14 protein-coding genes are annotated in these 12,428 nt (G+C 70.4%); 2 read left to right on the top strand and 12 right to left on the bottom strand.

Going from position 1 to position 12,428, the window contains the following annotated elements; genetic code table 11:
* Nucleotides 1-51: 51 nt before the first annotated feature.
* From ABDJ40_RS04865 to hemP, 5 genes are all read right to left on the bottom strand, one after another.
* Nucleotides 52-1,116 (bottom strand): choice-of-anchor A family protein, encoded by a 1,065-nt coding sequence (locus tag ABDJ40_RS04865; protein ID WP_347606775.1) that lies wholly within the window; start codon nucleotides 1,114-1,116, stop codon nucleotides 52-54.
* A gap of 128 nt (nucleotides 1,117-1,244) precedes the next feature.
* Nucleotides 1,245-2,024 (bottom strand): hypothetical protein, encoded by a 780-nt coding sequence (locus ABDJ40_RS04870; protein WP_347606778.1) that lies wholly within the window; start codon nucleotides 2,022-2,024, stop codon nucleotides 1,245-1,247.
* Nucleotides 2,025-2,114: 90 nt separating this feature from the next.
* Entirely contained in the window at nucleotides 2,115-3,557 is a 1,443-nt protein-coding gene (locus ABDJ40_RS04875; RefSeq protein WP_430765592.1) for an aldehyde dehydrogenase family protein, read from the bottom strand.
* A gap of 166 nt (nucleotides 3,558-3,723) precedes the next feature.
* Nucleotides 3,724-5,094, bottom strand: a complete 1,371-nt coding sequence (locus tag ABDJ40_RS04880) for a DUF2325 domain-containing protein (RefSeq protein WP_347606781.1) — start codon at nucleotides 5,092-5,094, stop codon at nucleotides 3,724-3,726.
* Nucleotides 5,095-5,290: 196 nt separating this feature from the next.
* A complete protein-coding gene (gene hemP, locus ABDJ40_RS04885) occupies nucleotides 5,291-5,452 on the bottom strand; it encodes a hemin uptake protein HemP (RefSeq protein ID WP_430765593.1) in 162 nt (53 codons plus the stop codon).
* A 204-nt stretch (nucleotides 5,453-5,656) separates the two neighbouring features.
* On the opposite strand from hemP, the gene bfr reads away from it, so the two are divergent.
* Nucleotides 5,657-6,124 (top strand): bacterioferritin, encoded by a 468-nt coding sequence (bfr, locus tag ABDJ40_RS04890; RefSeq protein ID WP_183103034.1) that lies wholly within the window; start codon nucleotides 5,657-5,659, stop codon nucleotides 6,122-6,124.
* A gap of 121 nt (nucleotides 6,125-6,245) precedes the next feature.
* Nucleotides 6,246-6,491 (top strand): (2Fe-2S)-binding protein, encoded by a 246-nt coding sequence (locus ABDJ40_RS04895; RefSeq protein ID WP_347606788.1) that lies wholly within the window; start codon nucleotides 6,246-6,248, stop codon nucleotides 6,489-6,491.
* Nucleotides 6,492-6,570: 79 nt separating this feature from the next.
* Here the strand turns inward: ABDJ40_RS04895 and ABDJ40_RS04900 are convergent, their stop codons facing one another.
* The 7 genes from ABDJ40_RS04900 to ABDJ40_RS04930 all read right to left on the bottom strand — a co-directional run bounded on the left by ABDJ40_RS04900 (nucleotide 6,571) and on the right by ABDJ40_RS04930 (nucleotide 12,247).
* A complete protein-coding gene (locus ABDJ40_RS04900; RefSeq protein ID WP_347606791.1) occupies nucleotides 6,571-7,815 on the bottom strand; it encodes a hypothetical protein in 1,245 nt (414 codons plus the stop codon).
* Between the two features lie 5 nt (nucleotides 7,816-7,820).
* A complete protein-coding gene (locus ABDJ40_RS04905; RefSeq protein ID WP_347606794.1) occupies nucleotides 7,821-8,561 on the bottom strand; it encodes an outer membrane lipoprotein-sorting protein in 741 nt (246 codons plus the stop codon).
* Between the two features lie 19 nt (nucleotides 8,562-8,580).
* Entirely contained in the window at nucleotides 8,581-9,801 is a 1,221-nt protein-coding gene (locus ABDJ40_RS04910) for an ABC transporter permease (RefSeq protein ID WP_347606797.1), read from the bottom strand.
* Nucleotides 9,798-10,529, bottom strand: a complete 732-nt coding sequence (locus ABDJ40_RS04915; protein WP_347606800.1) for an ABC transporter ATP-binding protein — start codon at nucleotides 10,527-10,529, stop codon at nucleotides 9,798-9,800. Before ABDJ40_RS04915 ends, ABDJ40_RS04910 begins: the two co-directional genes overlap by 4 nt.
* Entirely contained in the window at nucleotides 10,526-11,185 is a 660-nt protein-coding gene (locus tag ABDJ40_RS04920) for a hypothetical protein (protein WP_347606803.1), read from the bottom strand. Before ABDJ40_RS04920 ends, ABDJ40_RS04915 begins: the two co-directional genes overlap by 4 nt.
* 214 nt (nucleotides 11,186-11,399) lie before the next feature.
* Complete coding sequence (locus tag ABDJ40_RS04925) at nucleotides 11,400-11,837, bottom strand: hypothetical protein (RefSeq protein ID WP_347606806.1); 438 nt, start codon at nucleotides 11,835-11,837, stop codon at nucleotides 11,400-11,402.
* A 65-nt stretch (nucleotides 11,838-11,902) separates the two neighbouring features.
* Nucleotides 11,903-12,247 carry a hypothetical protein gene (locus ABDJ40_RS04930; protein WP_347606809.1) on the bottom strand — a complete coding sequence of 115 codons (345 nt, stop codon included), beginning with the start codon at nucleotides 12,245-12,247 and terminating at the stop codon, nucleotides 11,903-11,905.
* Nucleotides 12,248-12,428 lie beyond the last annotated feature (181 nt).

The raw sequence follows: 12,428 nt of genomic DNA on the forward strand, positions 1-12,428 counted from the left end.
CATGAAGAAGGCCCTCCAGCGGAGGGCCTACTTGCTTCTGGCGCCGTGGGGTCAGGTCTTGCTGCGCCGGCGCGCGACCAGCGCGGCGGCCGCCGCGGCCAGGGCTGCGAGCCAGCCGGCCTGGGGCTCGGGCACCTGGTGGCCGTCCTGCGGCTTGGGCGTCGGGGTGAAGGGCTCCCAGCCGATCTCGAAGGCCTGGGAGATCGAGGCCCCGATCACCGTGCCTTCCACATGGCCCTGGCCGTAGAGCTCGGCCTTGGGCGCCAGCACGCTGCCGTCCACCCAGCCCAGCTTCACGCGGTTTGCCTTGGCCAGGTTGAACAGCACCTTGCCCTGTGCTTCCTGCACGGGCTTGAAGCCGCTGAAGCCGCCGGTCAGCTGCACATCGCCCTCGTTGAGGATGTTGATCACCACCCAGGCGTCCGCCGCCACATTGCTGAGCGTGAGGCTGGGCATCACCCAGCTGCCGCCCAGCTTGTTCTTGCTGCCCAGCAGGATGTCGAAGACCTCGACGGCCCCGGCCTTGCCGCTGCCGCTCAGGCTGATGTCGCTCCAGGGCTGGGCCACGGTGCCGGTGCTGGCCAGCGTGGCCAGCGAGCCGGACAGCGCCGTCAGCTGGTTCTGCGCCGCCTTGAAGTCCACCACGCCGCTGATCTTGGGCTCGGCGCGCAGGTCCAGGTAGCTGGACGAGCCCTTGTTCTGGCCGCCGAAGACGCCGTAGCTGTTGCCGTAGTGGGCGAGTGCTGGATCCCAGGGCACCAGATTGCCTTCGCCGGCGCTGCTGTCCTTCACGGAACCGGGCGCCGAGGAGTAGATGCGCCCGTTGGTGAATTTCACGTCACCGCCCACCACCAGCGCCGGGCCCGTGCTGCCGGCCGGTGCGCGATAGCCCACGCTGAGCCCGTTGGCGGTCAGCGAGCCACCGACGGCCAGCCGGCCTTCCACGTCATTGGCGGCCTTGACGTCGCCGAAGATGAAGGCGCTGTACTGTGCGGCCACACCCAGGTCGATCAGCGGTGCGGCGGCTGCACCTTGTGCCAGTGCAAGACCAGTGAGCCCCGCGATCCAGACCCGCGCGCTGCGCGCCGTAGCCGCTTCCTTTTGCTTCCTGTGCATCGTTTTCCCTCGACGTCCTTGGCGGTAACCGCCTTGTGAATGGCGAACGAATTCTAGAAAGCGTGTTGTTACAAACAATCCCCGTGATCAGGGTGGTATGCAATTGGTTTTGTGCGATTTGCACGAATTCAGGGCGAGGCACCGGGGCGTGGCTCTGGGGCGGAATGGGCGGGCGGTGAGGCGGTTTGCCGGGGCAGCACGAAGACATGGTCGTAGCCGTTTTCGCCCAGCGCATGGAGGCCCGGGGCCTTGCCAGCGGCGGACCTGGCGGGCTTCAGCGCATGGACCTTGCAATCGGATCCCATGCAGAACCAGGACTCTGACGCCTCCCGGTAGGCCACCAGCACATGCGCCATCCGCCGCTGGAGCAGCGCGCCGGCGGGACGCAGGCCGGCGGTGGGCGCGATGAAGCCCGCATCGCCGCCGCTTGCGTGGAAGTTGCCGGCCAGGGCGATGAGGAAGCTTTCGGGCGGTGTCCGGTCCAGCTCGCGGGCCATGGCGGCTTCGTAGGCCGCCTGGTCGGGATGGGCCTCGGGAGGCGCAAAGCCGATCAGGTCCAGGCGCTGCTGCGCCTGCAGGGACTTCAAGGCGCGCAGCAGCCCCACCATGGCCTGCGAGGCCCGCCCGTCCTGGCCGCGCCAGAAGGGATGGGCCTCATCCAGGGCATCCCGAGGTACTTCCAGTGCCACCGTGAGCCGGCGTCCGCCGGCCTCGGCCAGCAGCGTGCGCACCAGGCATTCCACCAGTGCCGGGACCTCGACGCTGCCGTGGAGCTCGCCGAGGAAGAGGCCGTCGCGGTTCAGCAGCGGCGCCAGGGTCTCCCGGTCCGGGCAGTCGACGGCCGCGGCGCGGACGGGCGGTGAGCACAGCAGGGCCAGGGCCAGGGAGGCCAGCAGGGGGCGCTTCATCGGTGCGTGAACCATGGGCGTTAGGGGCCTGCATCATCGCACCGTGGCAGGCCCCTGCGCCCCTTGCCTGAAGCAGGCCTGAAGAGCAGCTCAGGGCTGCACGTAGGCCGTCTTCACCGTCGTGTAGAACTCCGCCGCATAGCTGCCCTGCTCGCGCGGGCCCATGCTGGAGCCCTTGCGGCCGCCGAAGGGCACGTGGTAGTCCACGCCCGCGGTCGGCACGTTGACCATCACCATGCCGGCTTGTGCGTGGCGCTTAAAGTGGCTGGCGTACTTGAGCGAGGTGGTGCAGATGCCGGCGGCCAGGCCGAAGGGCGTGTCGTTGGACAGCGCGAGGGCGTGCTCGTAGCTGTCGGCTGGCAGCACGCTGGCGACGGGGCCGAAGATCTCCTCGCGGCAGTGCTGCATGCCGTTGTCGCAGTCGGCGAAGAGGGCGGGCTGGAGGTAGAAGCCGGGCTTGTCCAGCTGCAGGCGTTCGCCGCCGCAGACCAGGCGGGCGCCCTCGGCCTTGGCGATGTCGATGTAGCGCAGGTCCTGGGCCAGCTGGGCTTCGTCGACCACGGGGCCGATCTGGGTCTGGGGGTCCAGGGCGTCGCCCACGCGCAGGGCGCGGGCGGCCTCGCCCAGCGCCTGCACGAAGCGCGGGTAGATGCCCTTCTGCACGATGATGCGCGAGGACGCCGTGCAGCGCTGGCCCGTCGAGAAGAAGGCGCTTTGCAGCACCGAGTTCACGGCTACGTCGAGGTCGGCGTCATCCAGCACGATGCAGGGGTTCTTGCCGCCCATCTCCAGCTGGAAGCGCGCGCCACGTGTTACCGCGGCCTGCGCCACGCGCTGGCCCGTGCCCACCGAGCCCGTAAAGCTGATCGCCGCCACCCGGCGGTCGTCCAGCAGGGCCTGGCCCACCTGGGAGCCAGGGCCCATCACCAGGTTGAAGACACCCGCCGGCAGCCCGGCGCGGCTGATGATCTCGGTCAGGGCCCAGGCCGAGCCGGGCACGAGGTCGGCCGGCTTCAGCACCACGGTGTTGCCGAAGGCCAGGGCGGGAGCGATCTTCCAGGCCGGAATCGCCGCGGGGAAGTTCCAGGGCGTGATCAGACCGACGACGCCGACGGGCTCGCGGGTGATCTCCACCTCCACGCCAGGGCGCACCGAGGCCAGCTTCTCGCCGCGCAGGCGCAGGGCTTCCTGGGCGAAGAACTTGAAGATGGCGCCGGCCCGGGCCACCTCGCCGATGCCCTCCGGCCGGGTTTTGCCTTCTTCCCGGGACAGCAGGGTGCCCAGCTCCTCCTTGCGGGCCAGGATCTCGCTGCCGATGCGGTCCAGGGCATCCGCGCGGACCTGCGGGCTGCTGAGGCCCCAGGCCGGCGCGGCCTCGGCGGCGGCGGCGATGGCGCGTTCGGCCAGGGCGGCATCCGCCTGGGCATAGCGGCCGATCACATCACGGGTGTCGGAAGGGTTGAGGTTGTCGCGCAGGCGCGGGCCGTCCAGCCATTCGCCGCCGATGTAGAGAGGGTGCAGGGGTGCGCTCATGGGCTTGTCTCGCAGGGTTTGATGTGAATATTGTAGATATATTTGAAAAACTGCGTGGTCCCACATCATGCAGCGGCTGTTCCCGGCGCACCAGCCGTCGGATCAAGGCCGGCGGCGGCTGGCCCCGCCGGCTGCCCTTTGGCTGCATTTGGCTGCTCAGGGCCGCTCAGGGCCGCTCAGCGCTGCTCCGGGCTGCTCCGGGCGGGAGGGCGGTGAACGAGGACGAGGTGGCGCCGCCCTCGGGCCCGGCCGGGCCCGCCAGCTGGCTCAGGGCCCGCACCAGGCCGCTGCGGCTGGGCTGGTCCACGAAGACGCAGCGCTTGCCATGGCGCTTGCAGTGTTCCTTGACGCGCCAGTAGGCGTCATGGCTGATGCAGCCGGTCTGGCAGATCACCAGGTCCGCCGCGGCCAGGGTGGCGTCCAGCTGGGTGACGGCGTGCTCTTCACCGCCGTCATGGTGCAGGAAGCGGGCGCCGCGGGCCTCGATGAGGCGGCGGTAGACCGGCACGGTGGCCGCGCGGCCGCCCACGCACAGCACGGACCGGTCCTCCAGCGGCACGGGCGCGGCGGGCAGGGTCGTCTCCGGCAGCGCCTGGGCCGGCTCGGCGGGCGGGGGATCGGCAGGGCGGGCGGCCTCCTGCTGGGCCTGGCGCAGCTCGCGGCGCAGGCGCTGCAGGGCCTGCTCCAGCTGATGGATGCGGGTCTGGCCCTCCAGCAGCTGGCGCTCGCGGACCAGGGCCTGGCGCAGGGCAGGCTGGGTGGCGTGCAGGGTGTCCAGCTCGGTCTGCAGGGCGGCCAGGCGGCTGTCGCGCAGCACCAGCTCGGCCCGATGGCGCATCTGCTGGGCCAGCAGTTCCTCGATGCGGCGGTCGCGTTCGGCGATCAGCTGGGTGCTGCGCTGCTGGGCCCGGCCGAGTTCGGACGCGAGCACGCCGTTCTCATGGGCCAGGGCCTGGATGCGCTGCAGGTCCGCCCGGTGCGAGCTGCCCACCTGGTGCTGGAGCATGTGGATGTCCTGCAGCACCTCGTCCTGCAGCAGGCCGTCGCAGCGCGGATGGCTCAGGGTCGCCCACAGGCCCCCTGCGACCTCCGCACCGGCGGCTGCCTCGCGCCACCAGTCGCGCAGCTGCAGCGTGGTCTTGAGGCGGCTGGCCTGACGCACGGCGAGGGCATAGCGATGGTCCAGCTCGCGGTGGAGCAGCTCGGCAATGCGGCCGCGCTGCCGGCATTCGTGGATGGCACCGCAGTGCAGCTCGTAGTCCTGCACCAGGGCCTCGCCGCCCAGGGCCTTGCCGATGCGCTTGCGCAGCACCGCCAGGGGCAGGCAGGCACCGATCACGGGGCACAGGGCCTGGGAGGGCAGCTCCCAGAGCCGGCGCCGCCGCGATCCCAGCAGGTGGTTGGGCACGGCCAGCTGCGGTGGCGCGGCGGCTGACAGCGAGGCCGGCGTGTCCGCGCTGTCGTGAGGCTCGTGGTTCCGGGTCAGCCGGGCGGCGGGCGTCGTCGCGCCCAGCGGGGCGAAGGCGGGGTCACACATGGTGGTCCTCCCCGATGGCATCCAGGCGGAAAGGGGGCCGGTGCAAGGACCGGTGCAGGGCGGGCAGGCATCCAGGCGTCGGCATGCGCGGCTCCAGTCAGGGCGCCTGGGCCGGACAGGGGCCGGACGGGCGCGAGGGTGGGCGGAGGCTGGCGTCGGCTGGCGGATGGGGGGCGGGGTGTTCCCGGCCGGGGGCTTACTTGGTGAGGATCAGCTTGCCCAGCTGCGTGAGGCGCAGGCGGTAGAGCTGGCCGGCATGCTCGATCTCGAGCTCGCGGTCCTGGCCCAGCAGGTCCCGGCTCTGCAGGCGGCGCGGGGCCGGGCCGGCGGCGCGGTCGACTGTCAGGGGGGGAGACACCCGGAGGGGCTCCGTGGAGAGGGTGGGGGCTGGCTTGTCCATGGCTGAATAATAAATGCGAATTATTCGCAATTGCAAGCTGTCAAGGTTTGCAGGCGCTGGCATGCACAGGCCCTGCGCTGGGGCCACAATCGGCCTTCGCGCTGGCCCGCCGGGCTGGCTGCCCCAGAACAATCGCACCAGAACACTGCACAGGAGCCCGCCATGAAAGGTGATGCCAAGGTCATCGAGTACCTCAATGCCCAGCTGAAGAACGAGCTGACGGCCATCAACCAGTACTTCCTGCATTACCGCATGCTCAAGAACTGGGGCCTGGAGCGCCTGGCCAAGCATGAGTACGAGGAGTCCATCGAGGAAATGAAGCACGCCGACAAGCTGATGGACCGCATCCTGACGCTGGAAGGCCTGCCCAATCTGCAGGACCTCGGCAAGCTCTACATCGGCGAGAACGCGGTCGAGGTGTTGCACTGCGACCTGAAGATCGAGACCGGCTCCCACCCCCTGCTGAAGGAAGCCATCGCCTACTGCGAGAGCGTGCGGGACTACGTCTCCCGCCAGGTGCTGGAGGAGATCCTGGCCGACACCGAAGGCCATATCGATCACCTGGAGACGCAGATCGAGCTGGTCGCCCAGCTGGGCGAGCAGAACTGGCTGCAGTCCCAGATGGGCTGAGGCTGGCGGGGCAGGCGGGGCCGGGAAAAGGCCCCAGGCGCGGCGGTGGTTTGTAATTGAGAAACGTTCGCGTTTGCGTTACGATCTGGCCAACGCTTCGCCACTGCCTTGCCAAGCCACCATGATCGTCTGCCTCTGCCACCGAGTTTCCGACCGCGACATCCGCCGTGCCGTGGCCGATGGCACCCGCAATTTCGAGGTGCTGCAGGACGAGACCCGGGTGGCTTCCGCCTGTGGCGCCTGCCATGACTGCGCCCGCGAGGTTTTTGACGAAGCCGTGGCCCAGCACGCCCCCGTGCCGGTGCAGCTGATGGAACCGCTGGCCCAGACCCGCCGTATGATCCAGTTGGCCCGCGTGGCCGCCTGAGCCTCGCCCCAGCGCCTCACGCCAGGAAAAGCCGGACCCCAGGTCCGGCTTTTTTCATCGACAAGCCGCCCGCAGATGCTCAGAACGCCCAGGTCGCCGAGGCATAGGCCAGGCGGCGGGTGGGCAGCTGGGCGATGACGCTGTCTGCCGGTCCCGACCATTGACGCAAGCCGGCCTGCAGGTTCCAGCGATCCCCCTGCCAGGCCACCGAGCCGGTGACGATGCGGCCGCCGTCCTGGGGCGACCACAGCATGTCGCCCGCCCAGCTCCAGGCCCCCTGCGTCCAGCTGAGCCGGGCGAAGACGTTGTGCTGCTGCAGGCTGCTGTTGCCAAAGCCCTGGGCCTGCCAGGCCAGGTTGCCAGCCAGGGCCGCGCGCAGCGGCGCCGGCGCGGTGAGCGCCTGCTGGGTCAGCTGGGCGCTGCGCTCGCGCCAGGCGGCCCAGTCGGCGCGGGACAGCGCTTGCGAGTCCCACCAGTACTCCAGCAGCAGGCTCAGCTGCGCCTCCGTGGTCCAGGTGCCACCCAGCAGCAGCTGGCTGCTGCCGGACTGCACCTCGCGTCGCCAGGGCAGGGTGGGGCTGGGCAGCGCGGCCTGCGGATCGGCCCGCCAGACCCGGCTGCGGGCGTTCACGCGGGCTGAGCCGTGCAGCTCCAGGGCATCGCTGGCGACGACGGAAAAGGCGGCGCCCACGCTGGCGTGCTGCTCGCGGCCCAGGCGCGCGAAGCCGTGCCAGTCCCAGGCGCCGGCGCGCTGGTAGAGCCGCAGCGCCAGGGCCTCTTCGTCCCCCCCTTCGCCGTCCTGGCGGCCCGGGTTGACCCACACCAGGCTCCACGCGGTCTCCGCGCTGAAGTGCTCCACCTGCAGCAGGGGCCGGCCGCGGCTGTAGCTGCCGACCAGGGTGCGGCGCTCCTCCTGCGCAACCATGTCATTGGGGCGGAAGGCATAGCCCACGTCCCAGCTGACCAGCTTGCGTCCCAGGCTGTACTGCAGGCCCGACGCACCGCCCCAGTCGCCCGAGGCGTACAGCTCGTTGACCGCCGCACGGCTGCTGGCGGCCGTGTGGTCGCGCCGCAGGTGCTGGGCATAGAGCGAGGCGTTGACGGGGCCGCTGCGTGCTTTCCATTCGGCCTCCATCAGCAGGCTCTGCCGGGCTGACGTGTTGAGGCCAGCCTGCAGCGCCTCGGCCTGGGCCAGCGGGCCCAGTGCGCTGCGCTGCATGGCCTGGCCCTGGCTGCGCAGCTGCAGGCTGCTCTCGTCCAGCGGCTGGGCCTGTGCGGCGAGCGAGGCCAGGGCCAGCATCGAAAGGCACAGGGGGCGGGGCATGCGCGTCATTCGAGGTTGGGGCTGCGCGCCAGGAACATGGGGTTGAACCAGGCCTCGGGCGCCTCCCGGTTCTTGCGGGCGAGGTAGCGGACCTGGGTCTGCTTGCGCTGCGAGAGCGCGTCCTGCAGCAGCATCTCGCTGATCAGCTGGCCGTTCTTCTCGTAGCGGAACTCGGCAGTCTTGGCGAGCTTGTCGGACTGCACATAGAGCTCGGCCCGCAGCGGCTCGTGCCGGGCCTTGCCCACCCACAGCACGATGCGCTGATAGCTCACGCCCTTGCGCGTAGCCTGCAGGCCCAGCTTGAGACAGGGCTGCTCGCCACAGCGTTCCTCGCCCTGCAGCTCGCCGCTGTAGTCCTCGCTCCAGGACAGCGTGGCCACGTCACCGGTGGAGGCGTCGCCCAGCAACTTCTGCAGGGGCGTGATGCGCAGGGGGCGCTGGCTGGAGGGCATCAGCAGCCAGAAGTCGTCGCCCAGCATCAGCACCTTCTGGCCCTTCTCGGCGGGGCTCTGCATCAGGACCAGGGAGCGGTGCTCGGTCTGGGTCAGCACGGTGTAGCGGCGTTCCTTGTCGAGGCTGCCGTCGGCATTGAGCACGCGGACCTCGGTGTCGACCTGCTGCTGCTTCGCGCCGCCGCTGCGGAAGGCGTCGGCGGTCTTCAGCACGGCGGCGGCGTCCAGCGCATGGGCCGCGGGCGAGAGCAGCAGCGCGCCCAGCAGGGGGGTGAACAGAGCCTGAGGTTTCATGAGCCTTCCTTTGCGTTGTTCAGACATGGGCCAGGGCCTCGACCACCGGCTGGTGCACTGTGCGGCGGGCGACGAAGGCGGCGCTGAGGCCGGTCAGCACCAGCATGGCCAGCAGGGTCCAGGCGTAGAGGGAGCCGTCGATGGCAATGTTCAGCGGATAGCCCTTGCTGGAGCCCGGCGGCGGCGGCATGTTCACCGGCACCACCAGCAGCAGCACGCTGATCCCCAAGGCCAGCAGGGCTCCCAGCAGCGCGCCGCCACCGCCCAGCACGAGGCCCTCCAGCGAGAGCGCCGTCAGCAGCTGGCGCGGCGTGGTACCCAGCGCGCGCAAGGTGCCGATCTCCCGGGTGCGCTCGACGATGGCCATGGCCATGGCATTGGCCACGACGAACAGCACGATCAGCGCAATGATCAGGCCCAGGGCGCCGAAGATGCGGTTGTAGAGGTTGCGCACCGCCTGGTAGAAGGTGGCGAGGTCGAGCCAGGTCTTGACCTTCAGCGAGCCGTGCGCGGCCTGCAGGCGCTGCTGCAGCGGGACGGTGCTGGGCATATCCTTGAGGAAGACGCCCAGGGTGGAGACGCGATCGGTGGCCAGCAGGGCCTGGGCGCTGGGCAGGTCCACGTAGACCAGGCGCTTGTCCATCTCGGCGATGCCGGTGGACACCACGCCGCGCACCGTCACGTCCACGGCATTGAGCGCGCCGGCCGTGGTGCTGGCCAGCAGGGTCAGGCTGCTGCCGGGCTCGGCCTTGAGGCTCTTGGCCAGGCCCTCGCCCAGCATCACCACCAGGCGCTCGCGGCTCATGATGACCTCGCCGGACTTCACCTGCAGGAAGGGGCCTTTGACGGCGAACTCGGCGTCGGCATCGATGCCGTTGGCCACCATCACGGTGGACTTCTCGCCATTGGAGATCAGCCCGGTGAACTCGACCCGCGGCAGCACCTGCCGCACCTCGGGCTCCAGCAGCACCTGGGTGCGCAGCGCCTGCCAGTCGTCCAGGCCGTGCTGCAGGGGCACGTCCTCGTCCTGGCTGAACTGGGCGGGCGTGCCCAGCACCAGGTGGCCGGTGCTGCGGGCGGAGGACTGGGCCAGGCTCTCATAGGTGAAGAGGGCGAAGCCGCCGGCCAGCAGCAGGCCCGCCGTGCCCAGGGCGGCGATGGCCAGGGTCACGGCCGAGCGCCGCTTGTTGCGCAGGGCGTTGAGCCAGGCGAAGTGCATCCATTTCATCAGCGCTTTCATGCGGCGACCTCCTCGTGAGCCAGGGCGGCAGGAGTGGCGGCGGTCGCAGGGACGATGCGGCCGTCCAGCAGGCTGATCACGCGGTCGCAGCGCCGCGTCAGCCGTTCGTCGTGGGTGGCGATCAGGAAGGCCGCGCCTGCCTCATGCGCCAGGCTGCGCATGAGGCCCAGCACCTGCTCGGCGGTGTGCGAGTCCAGGCTGGCCGTGGGCTCGTCGGCGATCACCAGGCTGGGCCGCTTGACCAGGGCGCGGGCCATGGCCACGCGCTGGCGCTGACCGCCGGACAGCGCATCCGGCCGGTGCGCCGCATGCTCGCTCAGGCCCACCTGGGCCAGGGCCTCGGCCACCCGCTCACGCCGCTGGGCGGCCGGCACGCCGGCGAGGAACAGGGGATAGTCGACGTTCTCGGCCACCGTCATCACCGGCACCAGATTGAAGCTCTGGAACACGAAGCCGATGGTGTCGCGGCGCAGCAGGGTGGAGGCCAGGACCTGGCGTGCGTCGACCGCCTGGCCGTGCAGCAAGACCTGACCCTCATCGGGACTGTCGATCAGGCCGCAGAGGTTGAGGATGGTGCTCTTGCCGCTGCCCGAGGGGCCGGTGAGGGCCAGGAGCTCGCCGGCGCGCACGTCCAGGTCCACGCCCTGCAGGGCCGGCACCACGTGCGCGCCCAGCCGGTAGGTCTTGCGCACGCCGCGCAGGGCCATGACGGTGCCGGCGGCGCTCACTTGGCGTCCTTCAGGGCGGCCTGCGCCTCGGTGGCCTGGGGCAGCTGGCGCTCGATGATCTGCTGGTAGAGGGACCGCGCCCGCTCGCCCTGCTTGGCCTGCGAGGCCTGGCGGGCCGCACGCATCAGGACGGCGCCCTGGAAGCCGGCGGGCGCCTTGCCGAACAGCGGGCTGGCCTGGATCTCGTCCAGCAGCTGACGGCCGCGGGGGCCGCGATTGAACATGTCGGGCAGACCCAGGAAGGTGTTGGCCGCGACGAAGCGCGTCTGCAGGCTCACCGCCGTGCCCTGGTAGAGCGCCTGGTCATGGGCCGGGTCCAGCAGGGTGAGGGCCTTGTCGATCTGGGCCAGGCCGTCCTCGGCATAGCTCATCTTCTTCCAGGGCGCCCAGGCGTCACGGGCCTTGAGCGTGGTGGCAGCGCCCGCATAGCTCATCAGCAGGGGATGTCCGGGCTCGGCCTTGAGCAGGGCCTGGAACTGCTCCAGGCTGGCTTGCGTGGCGTCCGAACTGCCCTGGGTGGCGGCCATGAAATGGCCGATGGCCGTCTGCGTGGCGGGCTCGGGCAGGGCTTGGGCTGCCAGCGAGGCGCTCAGCGAGACACTCAGCGCGAAGGTCAGGGGCAGGCGGCGGGCGAGGCGGAGAAGCGAGCGGGGCATGGTGTCCTCATGTCGGGGTTGGAACATGGGACGCAGCGTAGGGATCCGGGCGCGCCGGCGCGAGACCGCCGCGACGGGTCGTCGCGGCATGCCGCGAAATGCCCGCCAGACGGCGCGAGATGCAGCGCCGCCGGACAAGAAAAAAGCCGGCACGAGGTGCCGGCCGAAGGCGGCGCGAGCCGCCAGGACATTCCGCAGGGTTCAGGGATGAGGCTTACTTCTTGGCAGCCTCGGTCTTGTTGTCAGTCTTGGCGGCGGCAGCGGGCGCTGCGGTCGGGGCCGGCGTGGCGGCGGGGGCGGGCTTGGCTTCAGCAGCCGGGGCGGCTACCTTGGCGCCGTCCTTGTGGCTCATCTTGTCACCGTCCTTGTGCCCTTCCTTGTGGGCCGCCTTGTGCCCATCCTTATGGCCGTCCTTGTGCATGGGCTTGGCCTCCGCGGCCTTCTCGGCAGCCGGGGCGGCCGGCGTCGCGGCGCTGGCCGCGGCGGCCACAGGCTTGGTCATCGGGGCTGCCGTGGCCGGCGCGGTGGCGGGGCTGGTGGCCGCAGGCTTGGGCGCAGGCGTGGCCGGAGCCGCGGTAGTGGCCGGGGTCTGTGCAAAGGCGGCACCGCTCAGGGCCAGCAGGGAAGCGATCAGGGTGGTCTTGGCGTTCATGGTCAGGTCCTTGTCGTGAGTGAAGGAGAGTCGGGGTTCGGAGTGAGGGTGTCAGGGCGGAGGGCTCAGCTCTTGGGCTGGGTCTGCGCCGGCTGGGTCTGGGTGCTGGCCGCCGGTGCCGGGCTGGCCTTGGGGGCGGGCGCCGGCGGGGTCGTGGCCTGCGGGGTGGCAGCCGGGGTCGCAGCAGTCGCGGCGGGGGTGCTCGCCGTCGCGGTGCTGGCCTTCTCAGAAGCCACGCCTGCCTGTTGAGTGGGCTGCGCACTTTCGGTGCTAGCAGAGCTGGTGGCGGCCTTCGCGGCGCTCACGGTGGCAGCCGGTGCTGCGCTCGTCCCTGGTGCTTGCTGGGCCGTCGCGACGGCGGCGATCAGGGCCAGCATCGTGGGGATCAGTGCAGTCTTCAGTGCTTTCATCTGGGGGCTCCAGGGTTGGTGAACTTGTGCCTCCACAACGAGGCCTGGAACGCGGCAGTTGACGGTCCCTCGCGCAATTTCAAAGCGTTACAACTCTGTTGCGAATCTGCTGCAGCGCCTGCCGCCGGGCGGACCAGGGGTCAGGTCTTGCCTTTTCCGGCTGGTGTCACCGGATGCCAGA

It is taken from the genome of Roseateles flavus (assembly GCF_039872765.1).
GTDB classification, from domain to species: Bacteria; Pseudomonadota; Gammaproteobacteria; order Burkholderiales; family Burkholderiaceae_C; genus Roseateles_B; species Roseateles_B flavus.

Bases quoted from the DNA above. Each gene is read 5' to 3' on its own strand.
- ABDJ40_RS04865 (WP_347606775.1), bottom strand. From the start codon at position 1,116: ATGCACAGGAAGCAAAAGGAAGCGGCTACGGCGCGCAGCGCGCGGGTC.
- ABDJ40_RS04870 (WP_347606778.1), bottom strand. From the start codon at position 2,024: ATGAAGCGCCCCCTGCTGGCCTCCCTGGCCCTGGCCCTGCTGTGCTCA.
- ABDJ40_RS04875 (WP_430765592.1), bottom strand. From the start codon at position 3,557: ATGAGCGCACCCCTGCACCCTCTCTACATCGGCGGCGAATGGCTGGAC.
- ABDJ40_RS04880 (WP_347606781.1), bottom strand. From the start codon at position 5,094: ATGTGTGACCCCGCCTTCGCCCCGCTGGGCGCGACGACGCCCGCCGCC.
- bfr (WP_183103034.1), top strand. From the start codon at position 5,657: ATGAAAGGTGATGCCAAGGTCATCGAGTACCTCAATGCCCAGCTGAAG.
- ABDJ40_RS04895 (WP_347606788.1), top strand. From the start codon at position 6,246: ATGATCGTCTGCCTCTGCCACCGAGTTTCCGACCGCGACATCCGCCGT.
- ABDJ40_RS04900 (WP_347606791.1), bottom strand. From the start codon at position 7,815: ATGCCCCGCCCCCTGTGCCTTTCGATGCTGGCCCTGGCCTCGCTCGCC.
- ABDJ40_RS04905 (WP_347606794.1), bottom strand. From the start codon at position 8,561: ATGAAACCTCAGGCTCTGTTCACCCCCCTGCTGGGCGCGCTGCTGCTC.
- ABDJ40_RS04910 (WP_347606797.1), bottom strand. From the start codon at position 9,801: ATGAAAGCGCTGATGAAATGGATGCACTTCGCCTGGCTCAACGCCCTG.
- ABDJ40_RS04920 (WP_347606803.1), bottom strand. From the start codon at position 11,185: ATGCCCCGCTCGCTTCTCCGCCTCGCCCGCCGCCTGCCCCTGACCTTC.
- ABDJ40_RS04925 (WP_347606806.1), bottom strand. From the start codon at position 11,837: ATGAACGCCAAGACCACCCTGATCGCTTCCCTGCTGGCCCTGAGCGGT.
- ABDJ40_RS04930 (WP_347606809.1), bottom strand. From the start codon at position 12,247: ATGAAAGCACTGAAGACTGCACTGATCCCCACGATGCTGGCCCTGATC.